This window comes from Bacillus silvicola, assembly GCF_050524305.1.
GTDB lineage: Bacteria > Bacillota > Bacilli > Bacillales > Bacillaceae_G > Bacillus_A > Bacillus_A cereus_AT.
In genome coordinates, this window is the sequence record NZ_JBNGVC010000017.1 from 416,975 (window position 1) to 441,687 (window position 24,713).

The window sequence follows — 24,713 nt, forward strand, 5'->3', positions numbered from 1 at the left end:
TAATTTTAGGTTTTGTTCGAATATTAAATTTTGAGAGAAGAGGTAATGTGTGATGAGAAATGAATTTGTAACTATGCCTGAATTTAGTATGGACTTGGTAGAAGCCGCTCAAAGAGCAGAGGGTATCTTAGGAGAAATGCCTTTAGAAATGTTAATAGATGTATATGTAAGGTATAAACAATTTTGGTTTATTTGTAAAAAATATCCTGAGGAAATGATTTGTCCAACACATGATATAGATCAAATGTGGCATTTACATATGTTACATCCTAAAAAGTATTACCATGATTGTATGGGGTATTTTGGAGAAATCATGGACCACAATGCTGGTTTTGGAAAAATGCAAGAGGAATATGAAGTATTAGAGGGTATCTATGATAATTCAGAAGAAATCTGGAATATGGAATTTAATCAAAGTTATGATATTGGAATTAAGAAAGATACTTTTCAAAATATAGGTATGGAGACATGCTATAAAGAGCCGTTAAAAGCGAAAAGTATGGAAACTTGTTATAAAGAGCCGTTAAAAGCGAAAAGTATGGAAACTTGTTATAAAGAGCCGTTAAAAGCGAAAAGTATGGAAACATGTTATAAAGAGCCGTTAAAAGCGAAGAGTATGGAGACATGTTATAAAGAGCCGTTAAAAGCGAAAAGTATGGAAACATGTTATAAAGAGCCGTTAAAAGCGAAGAGTATGGAAACATGTTATAAAGAGCCGTTAAAAGCGAAAAGTATGGAAACATGTTATAAAGAGCCGTTAAAAGCGAAGAGTATGGAAACATGTTATAAAGAGCCCTTAAGAGCAAAAAGTATGGAAACATGTTATAAAGAGCCCTTAAGAGCAAAAAGTATGGAAACTTGCTATAAAGAGCCGTTAAAAGCGAAAAATATGGAAACATGTTATAAAGAGCCCTTAAGAGCAAAAAGTATGGAAACATGTTATAAAGAGCCGTTAAAAGCGAAAAGTATGGAAACTTGCTATAAAGAGCCCCTTAAAATAAATCAATAAGATTCTACAACATTAAATTAACATTTTTGTTGTCTAAATGCAAATGATACGAGGCTCTCCTCGTATCATTTTAATTAAAGGAGAAAAAACATGGTTCAATATAAGAATAGGTTAATATGTGCAGATACATTAAATACTTTAGGAACAGCTATTACATGGTCTGGATTACCGATGTTTGCATTTTTATCTACTGGTTCTTATTTTTTTACGGGTGCACTTTATTTTACTGGAACAATAGCTGGTATTCTTGTAGGTGCATTTGGAAGTCAACTTATTGATAGATATTCCCCTAAAAAAGTAACATTGACTGCTCTTATGTTAAATATAATAGTTGTTCTATTATTGTATTTGGGTTTAACAAAAGAATACTTTGTTCTTTTAATACCAGTAACTATCATATCTCAATATCTTGGAGCACTTACAAGCCTAAGTCAAAAAACTTGGTATAACTCTCTATATAAGAAAGATAACTTATTAAAGTTAATGGGACAAAGATCTGGCTGGATTGTAACAGCGAAGACATTAGGTTTTACTCTGGGACCATTAATATTTACAACATTGAACACAAATGCAATTTTAATAGATGCGTTATCATTTTTTATATGTTTCGTTTGTCTTATAAATATTCCTATAAAAGATGCTTTACCTAAAAAAGATGAGAAGAATAGAAAGAAACGTCCATTTGAAGGATTAAAGGCTTTGGCTTTTAATTCAAATGTAAGACCTTTTTCAATAATTTTTTTCCTGGAAGGAATGATTATGCCTATCATTATGAGTACCTCTATATATGCATTAACTAAGGAGTTTCATTTTGATTCAAGAGATATAACACTATTCTGGCTTATAGGAGGTATAGGTTCAATACTTTCAAACTATTTTTTAGTAGGATCTAAATTGTTTACGAAGAATATATTTAAAGGTTTATTTATCTCAGGGACGTTAATGAGTTTAGGTATTTTAATTATGACATTCACATCTAATTCTGTAGTATATTTATGTAGTTTTTCCTTTGTTACTTTAACTAGTCCTCTATTATCAACTCTTTCTGAAAAAGAAGCGTTTATTAGGATTCCGGATGGAGATCAAGCAAAAACTTTAGGAGGTTTACTATCTCTAAGTCAAATAGGTACTTTATTAATTATGCTGATTTCTACATTGATTGTTGAAAACTTTGGTTATCAATCACTATTTCTATTGATAAGTATGATAGCTGTCATTCGATTTGTGGTATTAATCTATGTCATGAAAAATGAATATTTACAAAATCAACAGAAATATAAGTTGAATTGAATAAGGTAGAGCGAAGGAGAAATAAAATGATTATACAAAATGAAAAGGTGGATATGGGATTAAGTACAGCTGGAGAAATAGGAGTAAATCTATTATTTTATAGTAATACTATTTTGTATAAATCTTTAGGCATGGCCGTAAAATCGGCAAATATTCATGATTTAATAGAAAGCGCGGAAGTATTACAATTTTATGTTGAGGATGGATTGATAGAATCATCATATTTTGAAGAAATTGGGAAGCAAAAAATGTACTATTTTTCACGTGAAATAAAAAATAAACGCGACCTGTTATGTGATTATGAAAAAAATGATATAAGTTTGAATTATAAATTAATACAACCACTTTGTAAGGAAGAAGGGTATCAAACAAATTTAATTCCCCTATTAATTTCTGTTATGCTAGTTAAGGGATTATAAGGTATCGCTATCAAGCTAAGATTATGCAAAGTCAATTTTAGACGAGATTGTTTCTTTTTCCTAAAGGGCAAGTGTAGTTGATTGAAAGATTTGAATACGAAATAAACCCTAGCGGGTTTCACTTTTTTGAATTAAGCGGCTTGATTATCAGACAGGGTACAATTGTAAACGGCACCTAATATATCAAAGACCGTTTTTTTCTCATATCGATGAGATTTTCGCCCGTTGTGCTGTAGGAGATTGAACAGGTGAAGTAACAACCTTGATAGCTCTTGGCTGTTTTTTTGTATAGTTTGGAATAGAAGAAGAAAATAGTCTTTAATCATATATATGGCTTTATACTCACTAAGCTCTCGTTTTTTCTTTATGAGGAGCAATTGGCGCATTTGGAACATGATAGAAGAACAGAGTAGAATGGCAATCAATTGACCATATAAATGGCACTCCAATCGTTCTGGTTTTATTCTTTTACAATGATGAATTTGAAAGAATGACTTCCACGTTTTAAATAAAATTTCGATTTGCCAACGCAAAGAATACCAGTCATGTACCTGTCCCATCGGGACAATATCTGTAGGGGTGTTTGTCATATATACATTGATACCACTGAGTCGTTTACTACGAGGAGAATACTTCATTCCTTTCTTTTTTTCTCTTACAGCTTGATCTTGTAATCGTTTTTGTTGCTGTTGTTTTGTTAATCGATGAACAATTACACGAGCTGGCACTTTATCAATCATTCCTACATAAGCATCAGCTATTTCACATATTTGTCCTGGTTGAAGGGAGTTCATTAACGTCTCCATATCTATCTGTATATACTCTGTACCTTTCTTAATTCTTCCATCTTGAAAATAATCAGGGTTAGGATTTTTTTGATAAATACGTGTATTTGACTTAATACGAGAGATATAGTAGGCCTCTTTATCTTGTATATATTGAAGGTCTTTTAAATGAAAATAACCTAAATCTCGGATACATAAATCATTCGCTGTCACAGTTGGGGCACACAGAGAGCCGTAAGTGCAATCATGTTGTTTACCTGGACCTGTATGAATATGTAGGAACTGTCCACTTAACAAATCATACTCAAGTTGAATTGTTATCCCAGCTGTATGGCTGCATCCTCCTGCACCTGGATAAACCGATGAAAATACATCCGGGAGTTGAAATGCAGCTGAATCTAAAATACGAATACGCTTGAAAACAGAAGTATATGGAGAAGAAATCGGCATAGATGAGATCAGTTTTTGGTTTAGTAGTTCAGCTAGTATGTGTTGTAAAAGTTGGACGGCCGCCTTATTAAATCGTTGAATCAGTCCTTCAGGACTGATAAGTACTGCTGTTGATGCTTCTAAACAGCTAGATAACTGAGTTAAAGAAGTCCTAGCTACATTTTGGCTCACCCATACACATAAAGCTACTAAATTTTTTGCTTGGTACATACTGGTTCGTTGTACAAAACCAACATCTCTAGCAAGATCCCGTAAGGTATTTGGAGATAAAAAACGTTGAATCTCTTGAGCAAATAGTTGTAAATCGTCAGACACAGAAACAGACATAAAAAACGCCATCCTTTCCTATGGTTCTACAGAAAGAATAGCGTATTTTTTCATTTTAGAAAACCATGCAATTTTTAATTTGCTGACAACGTGGAGTAATACAAAACATAAATAGAAAAAACCCCTAACAATATCCAAAAGAATTGTTAGGGATTTTTTTATTCTTTATTAAAGGAATAACAGGTGACTTGCAAAGCAAGTTACCTGATGTTACACTCTAACTACACACTAACTTGCATAACAATCTACTGAAAGGAGATGAATCAATGCATAGCCAAATGCTAAAAGGTGTATTAGAAGGCTGTATTTTATATATCATCTCACAAGAAGAAGTATACGGTTATGAACTAAGTACCAAATTGAATCAATATGGCTTTACGTTTGTAAGTGAGGGCAGTATTTATCCACTTTTATTGCGTATGCAAAAAGAAAAGTTAATCGAAGGAACTTTGAAAACCTCTAATCTAGGACCTAAACGTAAGTATTATCATTTAACAAAGAAGGGATTAGAACAATTAGAGGTATTTAAGGAAAGTTGGGATATGGTATCAACAACTGTAAATCGGTTACTAGGAGGGGAAAAACAAAATGAAACCAGATGAAATGGCTAAAATGAATAATGAAAAAAGAAAGCTACTAACAGAAGAAAATGAACTAGCTTATGGAAATATGTTAGTGTATATTCGCTGTTCAAATGTTCCTGAAAGGCAATCAGAAGAACTATTATTGGAGATTTTAGACCACCTTCTTGAATCTCAAAAAGAAGGGAAAAATGCTTATGATGTATTTGGGGAGGATCTTCCAACGTATTGTGACGAATTAATTGCCGCCCTACCTCAACAAACAATGTTTGAAAAATTTTCAACAATTGGTTTTATTATTAGTTTACTACTTGCTATTCAATTTGGAATAGATACGATATCTGCTGTAATAACTTCGTTTTTTCAACAAAACTATCCAACTGAAGGTGTGTCATTTGATATTCTGGAAACCACACTATCTTTCATAATTCTTATTGGAGGTCTTTATATTATTTTATATGTAATGAAAGGATTCTCGTTTAAATTCACAATGAATTGGAAGAGCCGAATTATATTTGTATTATCAATTTCTATTCCATTTGGAATGTCAGTATTATTACATATGTATTTTAAAAAACACTCTTATCTTTCTTATAACTTAAGTTTATGGCAAGGTGCCTTGATAGCTTTATTTTTCTATATTTTATATAAATTTTTATTTAAAGCATCAAGATTCTAATAACTTATTTAAAGAGCACATATATCGCTATTAAGCTAACAAAATTAAATTTTCTTAAAATGAAAAATACGCTATTCTTTCGGTAGGCTCATAGGAAAGGATGGCGTATTTTTTGCTTTATGGATAATAAAAAATTAGATTGATAGGGATTTGTTTTGACTCCCAGTACACCAATTAATCAAAAATAAAATAATTCTTCGAATTTTTTATCTAGTGCTATACAAAGTACTAATGCTAACTTTGCAGTTGGACAAAATTGTCCTGTTTCAATAGAACTAATTGTTTGCCTAGATACTCCTACCATTTCAGCTAATTCTCCCTGTGATATTTTTTTCTCAGCTCTTGCTACTTTCAAACGATTTTGCAGTACTAATTCATCTTTCAATTATCATCCCTCCAGAAAGAAAGCTATGGCACTTGCAATTGTACTCATTATTGCTAAAATGCTTGCAATAAGAAATTTTTGTGCTTTCAATTTTTTAAACTTATAAAAGCTTGTACTAGCTATATAACCAGAAAAAATTGAAATTAATTCGTAACTTTTAATACCATGCATCAATTTCCAAGAACTAAAAAATAGGACTAAAACAAGCACAGCTATTAAACCGTAACTAGATGAATCTAATTCTATAAGTTCTTTACGTTCATCTCTCCCCATTTTTTTGTATTTTCTTAATATCTCTTCTTTTTGCATCATTAGTAACCACCCCTTATTAATTATATTTTTATTGTACAGTTTTATTATCATTATGACAAGTTAACTTGTCATAATGATAATAAAACTTGTCTTTAAGGTGCATAGTAATACAATTTGTATAGATATAAAATTTTCATTCTGGGGGTAATTAAGAATATTAGCTTGATAGCGATGTGGCAGTACCCCTAGATGGGAAAAAGAGCATCATCACTGAAATAAAAAAGCCCTGTACACAGGGCTTATAAAAAGATACCTTAGTAATAACAACGATTAGGGAGACGTATTAGCTAAGGTATCTGTATAGGTGATTGCATACTAAGTATGCAATCAAGAGCATTGTTGAATGTATTGGGTTATCCAACACGTTCAGAATAACACGAAATTTCTGCTAATTCACCCGGTAAATTTATCCTAAAAATATTTGGTAGGATTTTTAGGCCTAAAATATGTTCATAAATTATAACGAAATCGTTATTTGAATAGAAAAGTACAGATGAAATTTTAATTAGATATACTTATTATTTCATCTATTTGTTTTTTCCTTATAGAGTTCAGTAAGGATCAGATAGTATTCCTTGTGCCAGCATCAGTTATTCAATCTTATGTGGGGATGTCTCATCAACCGAATGGTAAGAAGTCGATACCGAGAGCAGACTTTGATATTTATGGATACTTAGTAGAATAAACAGAACGAGCACCAGTTGATTACTTACAATACATCGATGAGACAGGATTAATTCCAGGGGTGTTAGATGGGATGATTCGGATAGATCAGGACCATAAAAGGGAAGTAAATAACATTGAAGCAGCGAAAGAGAAAATGAATAATAAAAAACGTAAATTATTAAAGGCTTAATGGATAACGGAACCATGCAGAGTGGATGGTAGGGGCTACTCGCCATGAATGTGTCCCTTATTCAACAATGAGATGGTAAAATTTCACGTACCATATATAAAATTTAAATTACAAATTCGAAATAGGGGAATTTCTGCATGGAAAGACAATTAACTTTATTACCAGCAATCGATGATAAAAAGGTGCAAAAAGAAATAGTCAGCATCTTAAAGGAATACCGTGCATTAAAGATGCAAATAAACAGAAAGGGGGTGTAAATTATGTTTACATCCTCTATTTATTTAATTTAGCTGCATTAATAACTACCATTACAATGATATACTACTAGTGACCATTTCAAGAATGGCCATATATTTGTTATAACAAACTGCTTTAGAAAGCTTAAGAATTCTTAAGAACTTTTGCCCTTTTTTCTTCAGGTTTTGATTCTATAGTATGATTATGAATTCAAACCAGTGGGGTGATTAAGTATGAAAACAATTCTCTTTCTTATTTGAGTATATAATGAACCCAAAATCAGTTGGTGCAGCCCTTTCCAGTTCAAAGTTTCTTGAAGACAAAATGATTGAAGGAATTGATCTTAAGAAAGTAAATTACATTGTCGAATATGGACCAAGTACAGGTGTATTCACAGAAAAATTAATTAAAAGAAGAAATCTCAAGACAATTATTTTATCATTTTAGCCAAGAAGGCTCCTTCCTCAAGGAACGCTTAGTGAGTAGGTGGGAGATGAATTGGCTTCGGACAAAGGATGGCAGGAAGCCATCTTAATTGTTCGATATACATAAACTGTTACTTCACTACCTATCGAATGTATGTTTGTTGTACAATAGAAACATACCGAAATGGAGGTGAAATGAATGATGATTAATAAAGCATATAAATTTCGTATCTATCCAAATAAAGCACAAGCAACCCTAATCAATAAAACGATTGGCTGTTCTCGTTTTGTATTCAATCATTTCCTATCTCTATGGGATAATGCATACAAAGAAACAGGGAAAGGTTTGACATATGGTAAATGCTCTTCCAAACTCCCTGCCATGAAGAAAGAGTTTGTTTGGCTAAAAGAAGTGGATAGTATCGCGATTCAGTCGTCTGTTCGCAACCTTGCGGATGCTTATACACGCCTTTTTAAAAAACAAAACAATGCCCCGCGTTTCAAATCTAAGAAGAACAACGTACAATCTTATACCACAAAACAAACAAATGAAAACATTGCCGTTGTAGGAAGCAAAATAAAATTGCCAAAATTAGGTCTTGTTCGATTTGCCAAAAGTCGTGAAGTAACAGGACGTATTTTAAATGCTACAGTTAGACGGAACCCTTCTGGCAGATACTGTGTGTCATTATTAGTTGAAACAGAAGTGCAAGAACTTCCGAAAACAAACTCTTACATTGGAATGGATGTGGGACTAAAAGATTTCGCCATTTTGTCAGATGGAACAACCTATAAAAATCCGAAGTTTTTTCGGTCATTAGAAGAGAAGTTGGCAAAAGCACAGCGTGTTCTTTCTAGAAGAATGAAAGGATCTTCTCGCTGGAATAAACAACGAGTAAAAGTAGCTAGAATTCATGAATACATGAAGAATGCTAGAAAAGATTACTTGGGCAAAATCTCGACTGAAATCATCAAAAACCACGATGTTATCGGTATAGAGGATTTGCAAGTATCGAATATATTAAAGAATCATAAGTTAGCAAAAGCAATTAGTGAGGTATCATGGTCTCAGTTTCGAACTATGTTGGAATACAAAGCAAAATGGTACGGCAAACAAGTCATTGTTGTATCGAAAACATTTGCTTCAAGCCAATTATGTTCTTGTTGTGGATATCAAAACAAAGGCGTTAAAATTCTAAACCTACGTGAATGGGACTGCCCTTCTTGTCGTACACACCATAATAGGGATATTAACGCAAGTATCAATCTAAAGATTGAAGCGATAAGGCTTCTAACCGCAAGGACTGTGGAGATAGCCTAATAAATTAGAGTTCGATAGAACTCTTTACTTAGGAATCCCCCTCTTCTAAACGAAGTGAAAGTGGGGGTAGTTCAATAGTGGAAAATAATAAGGGATTTTATTTTTTTACTAAAAGCAAAATTTAAAGAAGAAGGGAACTTATTAATTGTATATGGATAAGCAGTAAATATTGAACAATATATTAAGGGAACGATATCACTTATATCCATTATGTTATTTCTTGTCTTCCGTTTGCAAGTTTACAATAAAGAGACGATAGACATGTCTCTTTATTGTAAATGTCTTTAATTGTTCAATATGAGAAAAAATGTGGAGGAATAATATGGAGTCAAAAATTCTTATTGTTGATGATGATAAAGAGATTAGAAATCTTATCTCTGTTTATTTGGAAAATGAAGGTCTGAAAACTCAAAAGGCTGAAGATGCTATTGAAGCTTTACAACTGTTAGAAGAAAAGGAGTTTGATCTGATTATTTTAGATATTATGATGCCTAATATGGATGGTATTGAAGCGTGTATGAAGATTAGGGAAGACCGCAATATGCCTATCATTATGCTATCTGCAAAATCTGAGGATATAGACAAAATTCAGGGTCTAGCCTCTGGTGCAGACGATTATTTAACAAAACCATTTAATCCATTGGAATTAATCGCTAGGGTAAAATCCCAATTAAGAAGGTTTAAAAAATACAATACATCAATAAATCATAATAAAAGCATCCTAGAAATTGGTGATTTAACCGTGAATACAGATACACGTCAAGTATGGGTAAGGGGAAAGGAAACAAGGCTAACTCCAAAAGAGTTTGATATTCTCGAATTACTTGCCCGTAACAAAGGGATTGTCCTGAGTGTTGCAAAAATATATGAAGCAGTTTGGAAAGAGGTTTTTTATAAATCAGATAATACCGTCATGGTGCATATTACAAAAATAAGAGACAAAATTGAAGAGGATTCTAAACATCCCATTTATATTAAAACTGTTTGGGGAATTGGGTATAAAATATGAAGAATGTTAGTTTTAGAAATAGGATCATTATAAAACTTCTTGGTGCTGTTGCAGTTAGTTTTTTTGTTTCATTTGGTTTAACAATCCTCATTTTGGTATACGTCATAGATCCATTATTTATAAAACACGAAGATTTTGGCATGTTTGAATTCAGATTCGCAATGTTGTTCTTATTCACGTTCGCAATCTTTAACTTTATAGTAATTTTTTTGATATTGGTTCGAAAGAAAATAGTATATTTGAAGCTCATTTCTGATAATGTGAATGATATTGCCAATGGAAAACTGGGTTTGACTATTGGGATTAACGGGAAGGACGAATTAACCCAACTTGCTCAAAATATCAACTATATGTCCAAGAAATTGGAAAATACATTTGAACAGGAAAGACGATTAGAACGTACAAAAAATGAACTTATAACCAATGTATCTCATGATTTACGCACACCGTTAACATCTATTATTGGCTATATAGATTTATTAAAAAGAGGGCAATACAACAGTAAAACACAATTACAGGAATACCTTGAAACCACGTATTCAAAGTCACAGAGACTGAAATATTTAATTGATGAGTTGTTTGAATATACTCGTTTATCAGGCATAGATGCTAAGTTAAATCTTAATGAAGTTGATTTATCAAGTTTGTTGGAGCAAATAGTTGGAGAATACATTCCTATATTTGAAAAGGAAAGCTTAATCGTTCAAAAATCAATCACACAAGAAACAATACCTATCTTCATAGATGTAGAAAAAATGGTACGTGTATATGAAAATCTCTTTATGAATGCGATAAAGTACAGCATAAAACCATCCGAATTATCCGTATGTCTTGAATTAATGGATAACAAAGCAATTTTGAAAGTGTCAAATAAAGTCGAGAAACCGCCTGTTAGCGATCCAAATAAATTGTTTGAAAGGTTTTTCAGGGGGGACAAGGCAAGAAAAGATGACCAGGGAAATGGTCTGGGGCTTGCTATCTCAAAAAGAATCGTTGAACTTCATCATGGTAATATACATGCAGAATATAAAGACGACTGGATGTCCTTTATTGTTGAACATCCAATTAAATAGAATGGCTTATGGAATTATAGGTTCCATAAGCTTTTTTTATAAAACTTAAGAATTCTTAAGAATTTTACGGGGTGTTTCCTAATTTTCATAGTTTATCATGTATGTATTGAAAGCGATGAGGAGAGTGAAGAAATTAAAAAAGAAAATTTTCTTTGTAGCTTTCAGGTGGATACATAGTGACAATCTCATTGAAAAGGTGATAAATAGATGAAGAAGAAAAATAAAGTGTTAATTACTAGTGTAGTAGCAATCGGAATTGCAGCTGGATCATATTTTGCATTTGCTGGCGGTGGTTCAGAAGTAGCAATGGCATATAGCGGTTATAAAGTTACGGAAAAACAAATTGAAAATGCACAAAAATTTGGCGGCGAAGTTATTCCAAATGGTATTGAAACAATTTCATTCGATCCAACAAAAGGCACGTATGAATTAGCTGTTAAAAAAGGTGATGAAGTGAAAAAAGGGCAGCTTCTGTTTAAATATAATGACCCTACTGCTAAACAAGGTGTAACGGAAGCAGAAATGCAAAAGAAAATCGCACAAAAAGAAGTAACACTATATCAAAAACAAATTGATGCAGCGAAACAAAAATTACAAAAAGATAAAAATGCAGGCCTTCCTCAGGAAGCATTAAAAGCATCGGAAATCGAAGTACAACAATTAGAATCACAACTTGAAATGAAGAAGTTTGAAGTTGAAAAATCTGATGAAATGATTAAAGCAGCAAAAGAGAAAGTAAACACCCTTTCTGTAACGAGCCCTACTGATGGTGTAATTGATGATATCGTAAAAACTGCCGATGAAAAAACAGGTATGAGCGGCATTACACTTCGTCACGCTGGTCCATTTAAAGTAAAAGGTCAACTCTCTGAATATGAGCTTGCTAGTATGAAAGTTGGGCAAGAAGTAACTGTTTCATCAAAAACTGTCGCTGGTAAGACTTGGACAGGAAAAGTAACAGAAATCGGTTCTACACCATTAAAGAGTATGGACGAAAACAAAACAGTTTCTAATTACCAATTCACTGTCACATTAGATAATAGTGAAGAATTACAAAACGGCTTCCATGTATACGTAACGAGTAAATCTGGCGAAGCAACTGGTACGATTGTTCCGAAAAGCAGCATCGTGAAAAAAGGTGACAAAAATGTTGTCTTCGTTATAAAAGACGGTAAAGCGAAAGAACAAGCGATTACTGTTGAATTCGAGACAGATAGCGAAGCAAAAGTTTCTGGAGTGAAAAAAGGAGAACAAATTATCTCTAAACCTGAAAAAGACTTAAAAGATGGTATGGAGGTTGTGGTTGAATGATTAACTTAAAAGGCATCACGAAATCCTTCCAAAATGGTGCAGAATCCGTTCAAATATTACACGGAATTGACGTAACACTGAACCAAGGAGAATTCACTTCTATTATGGGACCATCTGGTTCTGGTAAATCAACATTAATGAACATTATCGGTTGCTTAGATAAACCAACGACAGGTGCGTATGAACTAGCTGGTCAAAATATTTCAAACATGTCTGAGACAGAACTTGCACACGTTCGTAATAAAGAGATCGGATTCATATTCCAAAACTTTATGTTACTACCAAGACTTACAGCAATGCAAAATGTTGAATTACCTCTTATTTATGCAGGTGTTGATAAAAAAGAGCGACGTGAACGTTCACTAGCAGCTTTAACAAAAGTAGGTTTAGCTGATCGTGCTACTCACTTACCAAATGAATTGTCAGGTGGACAAAAGCAGCGTGTCGCAGTCGCACGTGCAATCGTAAATAACCCGAAATTTCTCTTAGCAGATGAACCGACGGGTGCACTTGATACGAAAACGAGTACACAAATTATGGACCTCTTTTACGAACTAAACAAACAAGGCTCAACAATCATTATGATTACCCACGATCGTGAAATCGGGGAAGCGGCAGCACGTCAAATTGTAATTCGTGACGGAAATATCGTCCAAGATTGGAGAGGTTAATTTTGAACACGAGTGAAAATATACGCATGGCCCTTTCCTCTATCTTTGCTCATAAAATGCGTTCTATATTAACGATGCTAGGAATTATTATCAGTATTAGCGCCATCATTACCATCATTTCAATGGGTGATGGTACAAACGCAAAGTTTAAAAAAGAATTAGGGCAAGGAAAAGATACTGAAGTAACGATTTACTATAACAACCCCGATTATGGAACAGATAGTGCCAAAATCACAGCTGATATGCTCAAACGTCTTCAAACTGTGCCAGGCGTTAAAGATGTTGATCCAGATGTGAGTATGAAAGTAAAAGCATCTTCTGGTTCAAAAGATGTCTCTCTTAATCTAAAAGGTGGAACAGTCGCCTTTATGACAGATGCGAAAATAAAATTAGTTCACGGTCGGGAATTAAACGATAGTGAACTAAAACAAGCAATCTCTGCTGTTATATTAAATGAAGAAACTTTCAACAAATTATTTAATGGTTGGGAACCAAATCTATATACAGACATAAAAGGAAAACCGTATAAAGTAGTCGGTGTTTATGAAGCAAAAAATGATTCCGGAATGGCTATGTCAGCAGGTTATACATCACTTGAAAACGCGCCTGTCATTTCAGGAGTAACTGAGTATGACTCTGTAAAATTAACACTAACTTCACCAACAGAACGTAAAAGTGTAGAAAAACAAGCTGTTTCTATTTTGAACGAGATGAAAGCTCCTAAATTTGAGCATAAATTTAAAGCTCAAGATATGGGTGAATTTACGAAGCAATTAGACGAATCAATCGGTATGATGAAAATGGTATTCGGTGGTATTGCTGCTATCTCCTTACTTGTTGGTGGTATCGGTGTAATGAATATTATGCTTGTATCCGTAACAGAACGTACACGTGAGATCGGTATTCGTAAAGCACTTGGTGCAACACGCGGTAAAGTATTAACACAATTCTTAATTGAATCTTGTATTTTGACTGGACTCGGTGGTTTCATCGGATTCATGCTCGGTATTTTCTTCGCTTGGATCGTCTCAATCTTTGCCGGATGGCCTCTCGTTGTCTCAACAGAACTTGGACTTCTTGCAGTAGGCATTTCAATGCTAATCGGTATTGCATTTGGTTTACTACCAGCTAACAAAGCGGCAAAACTTGATCCAATTGAATGTTTACGATATGAGTAAAAAAACGTAGGAGTGTAAACTCCCGCGTTTTTTCTGTTGAAGCCGAGAAATTTTAACAGTTTTTTTAAATCTTAAGGATTCTTAAGGATTTTCACTCCAGTTTCTTCATGTTTGGATTTTAAACTATGGTTGTAAAGTTAATCTATTGGAGTGACTAAATATGAATCATTTGTCTTTTTTATCTCAATGTATAACTAATCCAAGAAACGTCGGTGCAGTACTTCCAAGTTCAAAGTTTCTCGCAGAAAAAATGATGGAAAACATTAATTTTGAGAACGCTAAATATATTATTGAATATGGGCCAGGTACGGGTGTATTCACTGAGAAATTACTTAAAAAACGAAATTCGAATACCACTCTTATGCTAGTGGAAAATAATAGAGAGTTTTATTTAATGTTGAAAGAAAAATTTAAAAAAGAGAAAAATTTATTCATTGTATGGGGGTCTGCGGAAAATATCGACGAGTATCTAAAAAACTTCTCTATTCCTTATGCAGACTATATTGTTTCTGGTCTTCCTTTTGCTAGTTTGCCCCAAAATGTTTCAGATGAAATTTTATTAACTACCACAAAAATTTTAAAGAAAGATGGGGTATTTATTACTTTTCAATATACAAAATTTAAAAAGAAGTTCCTTAATCAGTTTTTTGATACAATAGATGAGAAATGGGAGCTTAGAAACGTACCACCTGCTTTTGTTTTTAGCTGTTCAACACCAAAAAATAAGGGAGAAAAATATGGAAGCTAAAATTCTTATTGTTGATGATGATAAAGAAATCAGAAATCTTATTTCTATTTATTTGGAAAATGAAGGTTTGCAAACTCAAAAGGTTGAAGATGCTATTGAGGCCTTAAAACAGTTGGAAGAAAAAGAGTTTGATCTCATTATTTTGGATATTATGATGCCTAACATGGATGGAATTAAAGCATGTATGAAGATTAGGGAAGAACGAACTATTCCCATTATCATGCTTTCTGCAAAATCCGAAGATATGGATAAAATTCAGGGGCTTACTTCTGGTGCCGATGATTATTTGTCAAAACCGTTTAACCCATTAGAATTAATTGCTAGAGTAAAATCTCAATTAAGAAGATATACAAAATATAATACTGCAACGAACAAGAATAAAAATATTATTGAAATTGGTAATTTGACCTTGAATACAGATGCACGTCAAGTATGGGTAAGGGGAAAGGAAACCAGGCTTACTCCTAAAGAATTCGATATACTTGAACTTCTTGCTCGTAACAAAGGGATGGTCTTAAGTATTGAAAAAATATATGAAGCTGTTTGGAAGGAGAATTTTTACAAATCGGATAATAATGTAATGGTACACATTACAAGAATTAGAGATAAAATAGAAGAAGATTCCAAACATCCCATCTACATTAAAACAGTATGGGGAGTAGGATATAAAATATGAGGATGTTTAAACTTAGAAATAAGTTAGTTGCAAAACTTCTTATTGCGGTAGCAATTAGTTTTTTTGTTTCACTTGGTGCGATATTTCTCTTCAGTAAATTGCTTTATCATCTATCCGTGAAAAATTATCTGCCCGAAGTTACTCTAGTTACAGGTTATATTTATACGCTAATTTTGTTTTCAATCATAATCTTTATCTTTATTGCAGTATTTTTGTTAATGGTGCGGAAAAAATTATTATATTTGAAACTTATTACCGAGAGCGTTCACCATATTGCTAATGGAAAACTTGGTTTAACAATCAGAATAGAAAGTAGGGACGAATTGACCCAACTTGCTCAAAATATTAATTATATGTCCAAGGAATTGGAGAATACATTTGAACAGGAAAGACGATTAGAACGTACAAAAAATGAACTCATTACCAACGTATCTCATGACTTACGCACACCGTTGACATCTATTATCGGATATGTAGATTTATTAAAAAGAGGGCAATACGACAGTAAAACACAATTACAGGAATACCTCGAAACCACTTATTTAAAATCACAGAGACTGAAATATCTAATTGATGAACTGTTTGAATATACCCGTTTATCAGACCTCGATGCTAAGTTAAACCTTAAGGAAGTTGATTTATCAGGTTTGTTGGAGCAAATAGTTGGAGAATACATACCTATATTTGAAAAGGAAGGTTTAATCGTTCAAAAATCAATAACGGAAGAAACAATACCTATTTTCATGGATGTAGAAAAAATGGTACGTGTTTATGAAAACCTGTTTATGAATGCGATAAAGTACAGCATGAAACCATCCGAATTATCAATAAGTCTTGAACTAATAGGTAACAAAGCAATTTTAAAAGTATCAAATAAAGTCGAGAAGCCACCTGCTAGCGATCCAAATAAATTGTTTGAAAGGTTTTTCAGGGGAGATAAGGCAAGAAAAGATGATCAAGGAAATGGACTGGGACTTGCTATCTCAAAAAGAATTGTTGAACTTCATCATGGTAATATACATGCAGAGTATAAAGACGGCTGGATGTCCTTTATTGTTGAACATCCAATCAAATAGAAAGGCTTATGGAATTACAGGTTCCATAAGCTTTTTTTTTATAAAATCTTAAGAATTCTTAAGGTTTTTACGGGGTATTTTCTAATTTTCATAGTTTATCATGTATATATTGAAAGCGATGAGGTGAGTGAAGTAGATAAAGAAGAAAGTTTTCATTGTAGCTTTAAGGTGGATGCAACATGAAAATTTTATTAAAAGCAAATAAGAATAGCAGCTTATTTTAAAGAAATGAAAAAACAAACGTAGGAGGATATATATGATAAAACCAGTTGTAGATGTAAAAAACATTCAAAAATTGTACGGTAAAAAAGGTGAGAATCAATCACACGCGTTAAAAGGTGTTTCATTCTCAATTCAAGAGGGGGAGTTTGTCGGAATTATGGGACCTTCTGGTTCTGGTAAAACGACATTATTAAATGTAATTTCAACGTTAGATAAAGCAACGGACGGCGTTGTTGAAATTGCAGGAACGGATATTACGAAAATGAAACAAGGTGAGCTTTCTGATTTCCGTTCACAAAAGTTAGGATTCATTTTCCAAGACTTTAACTTATTAGAGAACTTATCTATTTACGAAAACATCGCTCTTCCACTTTCACTTCAAGGTGTTTCATCACGAAATATTGGACCGAAAGTAGAAAAAGTAGCTGATATGTTAGGCATTTCAGCAATCCTTCAAAAGTATCCATCTGAAGTATCTGGTGGACAGAAGCAACGTTCAGCAGCAGCACGTGCGTTAGTGCATGAACCAGCAATTATTTTAGGGGACGAGCCAACAGGATCGCTTGATTCTAAAAATGCAACGAGTTTACTGGATGCGATGACAAACTTAAATAAAGAGCAAGGCGTATCTATTATGATGGTTACGCATGATCCGTACAGTGCAAGTTACTGTCAGCGTATTTTATTCATTCAAGATGGTGAGCTATATAAAGAAATTTATCGCGGTGGTACACGTGAAGAGTTCTATAAAGAAATTTTAGACGTGCTTGCAAACTTAGGTACACAAAAAGCGTAAGGAAGGAAGTTCAATCATGTTATTTAAGCTTTCCATGTCAGGCCTAAAAAGTAAGTTGCAAGATTACATTGTCTTACTTGTTGGTCTTATTGTCTCTATTTCAACTTTTTATATGTTTCAAACATTAGCACTCAATAAGGCGTTCCTTGAATCTAACTCTTCTATTAGGGATATTGTGTCTGTATTTAAAATTGGGTCCTTTTTGTTAGCGTTTATCACATTTTTTTATATTTTATATGCAAACTCTTTCTTATCATCTCTTCGCCAAAAAGAATTTGGTATGTATATGATGTTAGGAGCAAAAAAGCATAAAGTTACCTTACTTATGTTTATCGAAACAATTATATTAGGTGCCACATCTCTTGTGATTGGAATTATAGTTGGTGTAGGGCTCGCAGAAGGTATCGGTCAGTTACTAATGAAACAATTAGAACTTCCTGTTAGTGGTTATCAAGCATTTTACATGCCATCTATGACGGTTACTTGCATCTTTTTCTTTGCATTATTTGTACTATCAGCAAGTATAAGTAGTATTAAGCTAGCGCGTTTTTCCGTATTACAACTTGTACATGCAGATGCACAAACAGAACGTGTCGCCATAAAAGGAAAAATGACAGTTGTAGTTGCAATCCTTGGTGTGATTTTATTGGGTATTGGTTATGCATCACTAATCTATATGAAATATGCAAACCCGCTAATTGGTCTGGGATTAATGGCCGTTGGATTAATCACAGCAACCGTTGGTACTTACATGTTATTTGGATCATTTCTCCCAGTTATGATTAACAAGTTAAAGAGTAATAAAAAACGTAGCGAAAAAGGCCTCAATGCTTTTACTTTTGCACAATTAAATTTCCGCATTAATGGCCTAACAAATGTGCTTGCAACAGTAGCAATCTTAGTGGCTCTTGGCGCTGGCGGAATTGCGTGTGGTATGGCATTTAAAAACAACACCGGAGTAATTACTGATCAAAATCAAATTTACGATTCAGTCATTCATAATCCAACAGCGGAAGAAAAGAAAATTTTGAATGCAATCGTATTTACAGATAAGCATGAATATCGTTACAAAATAGATGACCAGTATATTTATTATCTAAAAGAAGATTTAGAGAAAAATCGTCCTTTGGTAAACGATAGAAAAGATGGGAAGGCGATGAAAGTTTCAGAGGGAATTCCCACGGATGCATTTGCATTGTCAAGTCAATGGGGTAAAGATGATGGGAAACCAAAACAATGGAGCGACGCTTTCCAAACAATCCAGCCAAAGTATATATATCCTGATCATAAAGTAAAAATTGTAGATAAAAACATGTACCATAGTATAAAGGGTCGAGAAAGTACTGTGTTTATTGGGAAAACAGATGATTTTAAATCATACTTAAAAGAATGGAAACAACTTGACGAATTGCAGTTAGCTAAATATACAAGTATGAAACCTGAAGAACTGAAGAGTAAATATCAAATGTATGATTCTTTTCATGGCATGTTTAGTGGATTGATGTTCATGGGCTTCTTCGTCGGAATTGCCTACTTAGCGATGATGGCAAGTTGCCTTATGTTTAAAGTTTTGTCTGGTGCATTCAAAGATTGTACACGTTATCAAATGCTTCGTAAAATCGGTGTTCGCCGAGAGTTATTAGCACAATCAATTTATAAGGAGTTATTCTTTGTATTCTTAGTCCCAGCAATTGTGGGTATTGTTCACGTATTAGTTGGTATGAACATGTTCAGAGTTCTTTTGCCTGATCCGTACAATCGTATTTGGGTACCAATTATTATTTTTGTAGTAATTTACTCGATTTACTATTTTATTACAGTTCAATTGTACAAAAGAATTGTTCTTCCAAAAGAAAATTAGTGTAATGATATTATTTATACGAAATATCAACATAGTCTGATCTTATTTATTGATCATTCTGAATAGATTTGGAAATAATAAATGGACTAGTACTACGGACCATAAACAATTTATTTTAGATTTAAGATTACAAATTTATCTTTTATCTAAGAAGGGGCACGGAGATGATTTTATCCAGCGAGAAAATAATGAGTTTTTAAAATATGCCGTAGAACAAAAACAAGCAACTAAGACAAATAATTTTTCGGCTGATATTCAAGCAGAACAAGAAAAGCTTCTTTGGGCAGACTTTATTATTTTCCAATTTCCACTATGGTGGTATTCTGTTCCTGGCATTTTAAAAGGGTGGTTTGATAGAGTATTTACTTCTGGATTTATTTATTCAAGAGATGAAAGATATGATACAGGTAAACTGAAAGGCAGAAAAGCGATGTTGTCTACTACAACAGGTTCCCCTAAAAATGCTTATACACCATACGGAATGGATGGAGATATGCATGAGAAGATACTTTATCATATTAATCATGGCATGCTTTATTTTTCTGGTTCAGAGCCTGTTGAACCATTCATTGCCTGGACACCATCCCATAATGAAGAAGATCGAAAACGTTACTTAGAGGAATATAAAAAACGCTTGCACAATATTTCTGAGATTCCTTCTATTCCATACCATCCTGCTCCTCATTATGACGAAAATCATCAACTAAAAGTAGAATTTAGATAGCAATCTAGAAAACCCTAAAAACAGTCGATTTCCTTTATATTACGGAATCGACTGTTTTTAGGATGAATTTTTCTTAACTTGCGAAAACGTATAAAATCCGATTTGGATTGTTGGTAGTTCTTCTATAGGTATTATGGAGAAGTTTAGAATTAATAACATATGAAATCCATAGTACAACTATGTGAATCAATATCAAAAGACTAAATTAGAAAGGTCATCCTAACATAAATAATTTATTCTATCCGTCATGCTTTTGCAATCATGGCAGTTGAACAGGAAATGCTGATTTGTATCATTTAATGCAAACGCTGGAGCATGAAAACATTCAAACGACAAAGATTTATTTAGAAAAGCACATGAAACGAAAGAATAATGTGGGTACCTCATTTGCAGATCTGTTGCAATGAATAAAATAGAAGAAAATAGTTAACTCATGTATAAATATCATAATTAAGCACATGTTATATACAAATATAATGGAGGTGCAACGATGAATATTCAAAGACACGAAAATAATGCAAATGAATTTCATATTTCAGTTGCTGCAAGTGCTATTGAGCAAATGAAGTATGAAATTGCTCGTGAATTAGGAGTCACACTTGGACCTGATACATCATCGCGTGCAAATGGTTCTGTCGGTGGAGAAATTACAAAACGCTTAGTTCGAATGGCCGAAGAACAATTAACAGGAGAATATAGATTACACTAAGTTAAAGAAGTAATAAAAAAGAATCCATTTTTTAAAAAATATGGATTCTTTTTCTTTTTTTACATAAACTTCAAAATATTGATTGTGAATCTAAAAAATGACCTCTTATATTTCTTTGTAAGCACTTCAAAAATTCACATCAATACCATAGGTATCAATGCGAATCAAATCTTATATGAGTGGTTACAGGTTGGTTAAACGTTATTTGGTTTTTTTATGATTTTAATTCCATAACACTTAAGCCAATATAATATAAATTCATTCATCATTTTAGCCAAGAAGACTCCTTCCTCAAGGAACGCGAAGTGAGTAGGTGGGAGATGAATTTGCTTCGGACATGGGATGGCAGGAAGCCATCTTAATTGTTCGACATACATAAACTGTTACTTCACTACCTATCGAATATATGTTTGTTGTATAATAGAAACATACCGAAATGGAGGTGAAATGAATGATGATTAATAAAGCATATAAATTTCGTATCTATCCAAATAAAGCACAAGCAACCCTAATCAATAAAACGATTGGCTGTTCTCGTTTTGTATTCAATCATTTCCTATCTCTATGGAATAATGCATACAAAGAAACAGGGAAAGGTTTGACATATGGTACATGCTCTGCCAAACTCCCTGCCATGAAGAAAGAGTTTGTTTGGCTAAAAGAAGTGGATAGTATCGCGATTCAGTCGTCTGTTCGCAACCTTGCGGATGCTTATACACGCCTTTTCAAAAAACAAAACAATGCCCCGCGTTTCAAATCTAAGAAGAACAACGTACAATCTTATACCACAAAACAAACAAATGAAAACATTGCCGTTGTAGGAAACAAAATAAAATTGCCAAAACTAGGTCTTGTTCGATTTGCCAAAAGTCGTGAAGTAAAAGGACGTATTTTAAATGCTACAGTTAGACGGAACCCTTCTGGCAGATACTTTGTGTCATTCTTAGTTGAAACAGAAGTGCAAGAACTTCCGAAAACAAACTCTTACATTGGAATGGATGTGGGACTAAAAGATTTCGCCATTTTGTCAGATGGAACTACCTATAAAAATCCGAAGTTTTTTCGATCATTAGAAGAGAAGTTGGCAAAAGCACAGCGTGTTCTTTCTAGAAGAATGAAAGGATCTTCTCGCTGGAATAAACAACGAGTAAAAGTAGCTAGAATTCATGAATACATGACGAATTCTAGAAAAGATTACTTGGACAAAATCTCGACTGAAATCATCAAAAACCACGATGTTATCGGTATAGAGGATTTGCAAGTATCGAATATGTTAAAGAATAATAAGTTAGCAAAAGCAATTAGTGAGGTATCATGGTCTCAGTTTCGAACTATGTTGGAATATAAGGCAAAATGGTACGGTAAACAAGTGATTGTTGTATCGAAAATATTTGCTTCAAGCCAATTATGTTCTTGTTGTGGATATCAAAACAAAGACGTTAAAAATCTAAACCTACGTAAATGGGACTGCCCTTCTTGTCGTACACACCATGATAGGGATATTAACGCAAGTATCAATCTAAAGAATGAAGCGATAAGGCTTCTAACCGCAAGGACTGTGGAGATAGCCTAATAAATTAGAGTTCGATAGAACTCTTTACTTAGGAATCCCCCTCTTCTAAACGAAGTGAAAGTGGGGGTAGTTCAAAAGTAATTTTTTGTTAAATAGTTAGCCGTTTATAATTTCCCCACCATTCACGTGCAGAATTTGTCCTGATATGTAAGATGCATCTTCGGATGCCAAGAATACATAAGCAGGTGCCACTTCAAACGGTTGACCGGCTCGCTTCATAGGAACATGGTCTCCAAATGTGGCAAGCCATTCTGGAGGCAAGGAAGATGGAATTAATGGAGTCCAAATTGGTCCCGGGGCCACACCATTAACTCGGATCCCTTGCGGTGCCAGTGACGATGACAGCGAACGTGTAAAGGAAACAATGGCTCCTTTAGATGCCGCGTAATCAATTGCATCTTGATCTCCATGATAGGCACTAAGGGATGTTGTATTTATTATGGAGCTCCCTGAATTCATATATGGCAAAGCAGCTTTCGTCAAAATAAACTGAGAAAAAACATTTGTGTGAAAGGTACTTGTTCGTTGGTTAGAATCTACATCAAGTAGACTGTTCCTTATGTATAGTACACCGGCATTATTCACCAAAATGTCAATACGACCAAATTGGTGAATTGTCTGCATTACTGCTTGTTGGCAATGCTGCTCATACCCAATATCACCTGGAATGGTAATGCAACTACGGCCATACTTTTTAATATAGAACTCCGTTTCTTTTGCATCACTATGCTCATTTAGGTATGAGATTGCTATGTCTGCACCCTCTTTCGCGAAGGCTACAGCGACAGCCCTCCCAATTCCACTATCCCCACCAGTTATAAGCGCTACCTTATTTATAAGTTTACCGGCTGGCTTGTAATTGGGGTTATCAAATATAGGTCTAGGTATCATTAATGATTCAATCCCAGGTTTACTTTGTCGTTGAGGCGGGAAACCCATCACATTCACCCCTTTTGGAATTTTCCTATAATAAATGAAATTCTGATATAGGTTATGATTATCATCAGGAAAATATATCCTTACCAAAGAATTAAATAGAGGAAGTGAAGGGGGATTTACTCCATCAAGGTTTAATATCATTTCCTGTTATTTGTAAAAAGGTATTAATTTTTCCCTTTAGGGGAAGCACCACATCGCTAGCAAGCTAACAAAATAAAATATCCCCTAATAAGAAAAATGAGCCATTCTTTCTGTAGATGCAAGGAAGGGATGGCGCTATCATTTCAACATTTTTACGAAGTCATCTACAAACATCTTATCAATTTCATACCCCTGATTCGCTTGTTTGGATTCCAGAATGATGCCTTGAGATGTTTCTTTGTTAATCCAAATATAATGTGGATCGATCTCACCGTTTAAATAATGGATATTGATTTTGTAATTTGGTTTAGGTGTAATCGATGTATGAGGTGTGGTTTCTTGATGAGAGAATTTTATTACGTTTAAAATCGTTCCTACTTCCATATCCTTTACAAAACTATATTTCTTATCACCTTCAACTTCAACTTCAACAAATTCTACTCTTTTATTTTGTACAGAATGCGAACCTTCTCCATCTTCACCATCTTTTGCAGTGTAGTGAAGTATGATTCCATCTTTTGATTGAGCGCAATCTCTTAACATATAGGCCTGATTATGGGTTTCTTCTGGGGTTACGAACTTGCTACATGTATCCGTTCTAGACTCGCCTTTGTATGTTGAGGTGAAAGTGAATTTTTCATCTTGATACGTTACTGTTTCTACACTCGGTACTTTGGCCTGCTCGTCTGTTAAGTAGTTTTTAATATGTATCTCGTCGCTCTGTTTATCTTGCACATGTTTAGTAAATGATTGGAACCGTTCCAGATTTTTCGATTTCTCTTTCGGTATGTGTATCACAATGTCATCTGTGTTTACGGCAATAGATGATTCATCTTTCTCACACCCTGTTATAGTGGCAATAAATAGGTATGCTACTCCAAAGAATACGGCCTTCATCATATCGAATTCCCCCTTTAAATCGTCCTATTA

24 protein-coding genes and 3 pseudogenes are annotated in these 24,713 nt (G+C 33.7%); 22 read left to right on the top strand and 5 right to left on the bottom strand.

Annotated elements, in window-relative coordinates; translation table 11 throughout:
* Positions 1–52: 52 nt before the first annotated feature.
* The 3 genes from ACP6L7_RS33520 (at position 53) to ACP6L7_RS33530 (ending at position 2,718) form a co-directional block, all read left to right on the top strand.
* A complete protein-coding gene (locus ACP6L7_RS33520; protein WP_430529746.1) occupies positions 53–1,009 on the top strand; it encodes a glycine-rich domain-containing protein in 957 nt (318 codons plus the stop codon).
* Positions 1,010–1,099: 90 nt separating this feature from the next.
* On the top strand, positions 1,100–2,299 hold the full coding sequence (locus ACP6L7_RS33525; protein WP_097833484.1) for an MFS transporter: 1,200 nt from the start codon (positions 1,100–1,102) through the stop codon (positions 2,297–2,299).
* 26 nt (positions 2,300–2,325) lie between these two features.
* On the top strand, positions 2,326–2,718 hold the full coding sequence (locus ACP6L7_RS33530; RefSeq protein WP_002150736.1) for a hypothetical protein: 393 nt from the start codon (positions 2,326–2,328) through the stop codon (positions 2,716–2,718).
* 131 nt (positions 2,719–2,849) lie between these two features.
* Here ACP6L7_RS33530 and ACP6L7_RS33535 read toward each other — a convergent pair whose 3' ends face one another.
* Entirely contained in the window at positions 2,850–4,280 is a 1,431-nt protein-coding gene (locus tag ACP6L7_RS33535; protein ID WP_430529725.1) for an IS4 family transposase, read from the bottom strand.
* A 266-nt stretch (positions 4,281–4,546) separates the two neighbouring features.
* On the opposite strand from ACP6L7_RS33535, the gene ACP6L7_RS33540 reads away from it, so the two are divergent.
* Together ACP6L7_RS33540 and ACP6L7_RS33545 are read left to right on the top strand one after the other, a co-directional pair.
* Positions 4,547–4,882, top strand: a complete 336-nt coding sequence (locus ACP6L7_RS33540) for a PadR family transcriptional regulator (protein WP_002191906.1) — start codon at positions 4,547–4,549, stop codon at positions 4,880–4,882.
* Complete coding sequence (locus ACP6L7_RS33545; protein ID WP_097833142.1) at positions 4,869–5,540, top strand: hypothetical protein; 672 nt, start codon at positions 4,869–4,871, stop codon at positions 5,538–5,540. Before ACP6L7_RS33540 ends, ACP6L7_RS33545 begins: the two co-directional genes overlap by 14 nt.
* 178 nt (positions 5,541–5,718) lie before the next feature.
* On the opposite strand, the gene ACP6L7_RS33550 is transcribed toward ACP6L7_RS33545, so the two are convergent.
* Positions 5,719–5,925, bottom strand: coding sequence for a helix-turn-helix transcriptional regulator (locus ACP6L7_RS33550; protein WP_000651002.1), 207 nt, complete (start codon positions 5,923–5,925; stop codon positions 5,719–5,721).
* Positions 5,926–5,928: 3 nt separating this feature from the next.
* Entirely contained in the window at positions 5,929–6,234 is a 306-nt protein-coding gene (locus tag ACP6L7_RS33555) for a DUF6442 family protein (protein ID WP_033714617.1), read from the bottom strand.
* Positions 6,235–6,757: 523 nt separating this feature from the next.
* Here ACP6L7_RS33555 and ACP6L7_RS33560 point away from each other — a divergent pair.
* The 17 genes and pseudogenes from ACP6L7_RS33560 to tnpB (ACP6L7_RS33640) all read left to right on the top strand — a co-directional run.
* Positions 6,758–7,093, top strand: a pseudogene (locus ACP6L7_RS33560) (Holliday junction resolvase RecU); the annotation flags it as partial.
* Positions 7,094–7,230: 137 nt separating this feature from the next.
* Positions 7,231–7,341 (top strand): annotated as a pseudogene (locus tag ACP6L7_RS33565) (ArpU family transcriptional regulator); the annotation flags it as partial.
* Between the two features lie 613 nt (positions 7,342–7,954).
* Complete coding sequence (gene tnpB, locus ACP6L7_RS33570; protein ID WP_430529726.1) at positions 7,955–9,076, top strand: IS200/IS605 family element RNA-guided endonuclease TnpB; 1,122 nt, start codon at positions 7,955–7,957, stop codon at positions 9,074–9,076.
* A gap of 322 nt (positions 9,077–9,398) precedes the next feature.
* Positions 9,399–10,085: a response regulator transcription factor gene (locus ACP6L7_RS33575; RefSeq protein ID WP_002147746.1), complete on the top strand. Its 687-nt coding sequence runs from the start codon at positions 9,399–9,401 to the stop codon at positions 10,083–10,085.
* Positions 10,082–11,158, top strand: coding sequence for a sensor histidine kinase (locus ACP6L7_RS33580; RefSeq protein ID WP_098519870.1), 1,077 nt, complete (start codon positions 10,082–10,084; stop codon positions 11,156–11,158). The genes ACP6L7_RS33575 and ACP6L7_RS33580 overlap by 4 nt, the downstream gene beginning before the upstream one ends.
* A gap of 207 nt (positions 11,159–11,365) precedes the next feature.
* On the top strand, positions 11,366–12,469 hold the full coding sequence (locus tag ACP6L7_RS33585) for an efflux RND transporter periplasmic adaptor subunit (RefSeq protein WP_097833436.1): 1,104 nt from the start codon (positions 11,366–11,368) through the stop codon (positions 12,467–12,469).
* The gene (locus ACP6L7_RS33590) at positions 12,466–13,140 is read left to right on the top strand and encodes an ABC transporter ATP-binding protein (protein WP_000609096.1); all 675 of its coding nucleotides are present in this window, start codon (positions 12,466–12,468) and stop codon (positions 13,138–13,140) included. Before ACP6L7_RS33585 ends, ACP6L7_RS33590 begins: the two co-directional genes overlap by 4 nt.
* A gap of 26 nt (positions 13,141–13,166) precedes the next feature.
* Entirely contained in the window at positions 13,167–14,318 is a 1,152-nt protein-coding gene (locus tag ACP6L7_RS33595; protein ID WP_430529747.1) for an ABC transporter permease, read from the top strand.
* A 160-nt stretch (positions 14,319–14,478) separates the two neighbouring features.
* The gene (locus ACP6L7_RS33600) at positions 14,479–15,066 is read left to right on the top strand and encodes a class I SAM-dependent methyltransferase (RefSeq protein WP_097833434.1); all 588 of its coding nucleotides are present in this window, start codon (positions 14,479–14,481) and stop codon (positions 15,064–15,066) included.
* Positions 15,056–15,742, top strand: a complete 687-nt coding sequence (locus tag ACP6L7_RS33605) for a response regulator transcription factor (protein WP_097833433.1) — start codon at positions 15,056–15,058, stop codon at positions 15,740–15,742. Before ACP6L7_RS33600 ends, ACP6L7_RS33605 begins: the two co-directional genes overlap by 11 nt.
* Positions 15,739–16,818 (top strand): HAMP domain-containing sensor histidine kinase, encoded by a 1,080-nt coding sequence (locus tag ACP6L7_RS33610; protein ID WP_097833432.1) that lies wholly within the window; start codon positions 15,739–15,741, stop codon positions 16,816–16,818. Before ACP6L7_RS33605 ends, ACP6L7_RS33610 begins: the two co-directional genes overlap by 4 nt.
* 256 nt (positions 16,819–17,074) lie before the next feature.
* Positions 17,075–17,836 (top strand): ABC transporter ATP-binding protein, encoded by a 762-nt coding sequence (locus ACP6L7_RS33615; RefSeq protein ID WP_097833431.1) that lies wholly within the window; start codon positions 17,075–17,077, stop codon positions 17,834–17,836.
* Positions 17,837–17,852: 16 nt separating this feature from the next.
* Entirely contained in the window at positions 17,853–19,697 is a 1,845-nt protein-coding gene (locus ACP6L7_RS33620; RefSeq protein WP_097833430.1) for an FtsX-like permease family protein, read from the top strand.
* A gap of 49 nt (positions 19,698–19,746) precedes the next feature.
* On the top strand, positions 19,747–20,421 hold the full coding sequence (locus ACP6L7_RS33625; protein ID WP_430529727.1) for an NAD(P)H-dependent oxidoreductase: 675 nt from the start codon (positions 19,747–19,749) through the stop codon (positions 20,419–20,421).
* A gap of 234 nt (positions 20,422–20,655) precedes the next feature.
* Positions 20,656–20,828: pseudogene (locus tag ACP6L7_RS33630) on the top strand (tyrosine-type recombinase/integrase); the annotation flags it as partial.
* A gap of 83 nt (positions 20,829–20,911) precedes the next feature.
* Entirely contained in the window at positions 20,912–21,130 is a 219-nt protein-coding gene (locus ACP6L7_RS33635) for an alpha/beta-type small acid-soluble spore protein (RefSeq protein ID WP_097833428.1), read from the top strand.
* 451 nt (positions 21,131–21,581) lie between these two features.
* Entirely contained in the window at positions 21,582–22,703 is a 1,122-nt protein-coding gene (tnpB, locus tag ACP6L7_RS33640) for an IS200/IS605 family element RNA-guided endonuclease TnpB (protein WP_430529728.1), read from the top strand.
* Positions 22,704–22,799: 96 nt separating this feature from the next.
* Here tnpB (ACP6L7_RS33640) and ACP6L7_RS33645 read toward each other — a convergent pair whose 3' ends face one another.
* Both ACP6L7_RS33645 and ACP6L7_RS33650 read right to left on the bottom strand, forming a co-directional pair.
* Positions 22,800–23,642, bottom strand: a complete 843-nt coding sequence (locus ACP6L7_RS33645; RefSeq protein ID WP_097831108.1) for an SDR family oxidoreductase — start codon at positions 23,640–23,642, stop codon at positions 22,800–22,802.
* A gap of 279 nt (positions 23,643–23,921) precedes the next feature.
* Positions 23,922–24,683 (bottom strand): DUF4362 domain-containing protein, encoded by a 762-nt coding sequence (locus tag ACP6L7_RS33650; RefSeq protein WP_097831107.1) that lies wholly within the window; start codon positions 24,681–24,683, stop codon positions 23,922–23,924.
* Positions 24,684–24,713: the final 30 nt, after the last annotated feature.

Coding starts and splice junctions, on each gene's coding strand:
- ACP6L7_RS33580 (WP_098519870.1), top strand. CDS start 10,082: ATGAAGAATGTTAGTTTTAGAAATAGGATCATTATAAAACTTCTTGGT.
- tnpB (WP_430529726.1), top strand. CDS start 7,955: ATGATGATTAATAAAGCATATAAATTTCGTATCTATCCAAATAAAGCA.
- ACP6L7_RS33545 (WP_097833142.1), top strand. CDS start 4,869: ATGAAACCAGATGAAATGGCTAAAATGAATAATGAAAAAAGAAAGCTA.
- ACP6L7_RS33590 (WP_000609096.1), top strand. CDS start 12,466: ATGATTAACTTAAAAGGCATCACGAAATCCTTCCAAAATGGTGCAGAA.
- ACP6L7_RS33530 (WP_002150736.1), top strand. CDS start 2,326: ATGATTATACAAAATGAAAAGGTGGATATGGGATTAAGTACAGCTGGA.
- ACP6L7_RS33605 (WP_097833433.1), top strand. CDS start 15,056: ATGGAAGCTAAAATTCTTATTGTTGATGATGATAAAGAAATCAGAAAT.
- ACP6L7_RS33555 (WP_033714617.1), bottom strand. CDS start 6,234: ATGCAAAAAGAAGAGATATTAAGAAAATACAAAAAAATGGGGAGAGAT.
- ACP6L7_RS33615 (WP_097833431.1), top strand. CDS start 17,075: ATGATAAAACCAGTTGTAGATGTAAAAAACATTCAAAAATTGTACGGT.
- ACP6L7_RS33635 (WP_097833428.1), top strand. CDS start 20,912: ATGAATATTCAAAGACACGAAAATAATGCAAATGAATTTCATATTTCA.
- ACP6L7_RS33540 (WP_002191906.1), top strand. CDS start 4,547: ATGCATAGCCAAATGCTAAAAGGTGTATTAGAAGGCTGTATTTTATAT.
- tnpB (WP_430529728.1), top strand. CDS start 21,582: ATGATGATTAATAAAGCATATAAATTTCGTATCTATCCAAATAAAGCA.
- ACP6L7_RS33520 (WP_430529746.1), top strand. CDS start 53: ATGAGAAATGAATTTGTAACTATGCCTGAATTTAGTATGGACTTGGTA.
- ACP6L7_RS33535 (WP_430529725.1), bottom strand. CDS start 4,280: ATGTCTGTTTCTGTGTCTGACGATTTACAACTATTTGCTCAAGAGATT.
- ACP6L7_RS33645 (WP_097831108.1), bottom strand. CDS start 23,642: ATGGGTTTCCCGCCTCAACGACAAAGTAAACCTGGGATTGAATCATTA.
- ACP6L7_RS33650 (WP_097831107.1), bottom strand. CDS start 24,683: ATGATGAAGGCCGTATTCTTTGGAGTAGCATACCTATTTATTGCCACT.
- ACP6L7_RS33595 (WP_430529747.1), top strand. CDS start 13,167: ATGGCCCTTTCCTCTATCTTTGCTCATAAAATGCGTTCTATATTAACG.
- ACP6L7_RS33585 (WP_097833436.1), top strand. CDS start 11,366: ATGAAGAAGAAAAATAAAGTGTTAATTACTAGTGTAGTAGCAATCGGA.
- ACP6L7_RS33600 (WP_097833434.1), top strand. CDS start 14,479: ATGAATCATTTGTCTTTTTTATCTCAATGTATAACTAATCCAAGAAAC.
- ACP6L7_RS33575 (WP_002147746.1), top strand. CDS start 9,399: ATGGAGTCAAAAATTCTTATTGTTGATGATGATAAAGAGATTAGAAAT.
- ACP6L7_RS33620 (WP_097833430.1), top strand. CDS start 17,853: ATGTTATTTAAGCTTTCCATGTCAGGCCTAAAAAGTAAGTTGCAAGAT.
- ACP6L7_RS33610 (WP_097833432.1), top strand. CDS start 15,739: ATGAGGATGTTTAAACTTAGAAATAAGTTAGTTGCAAAACTTCTTATT.
- ACP6L7_RS33525 (WP_097833484.1), top strand. CDS start 1,100: ATGGTTCAATATAAGAATAGGTTAATATGTGCAGATACATTAAATACT.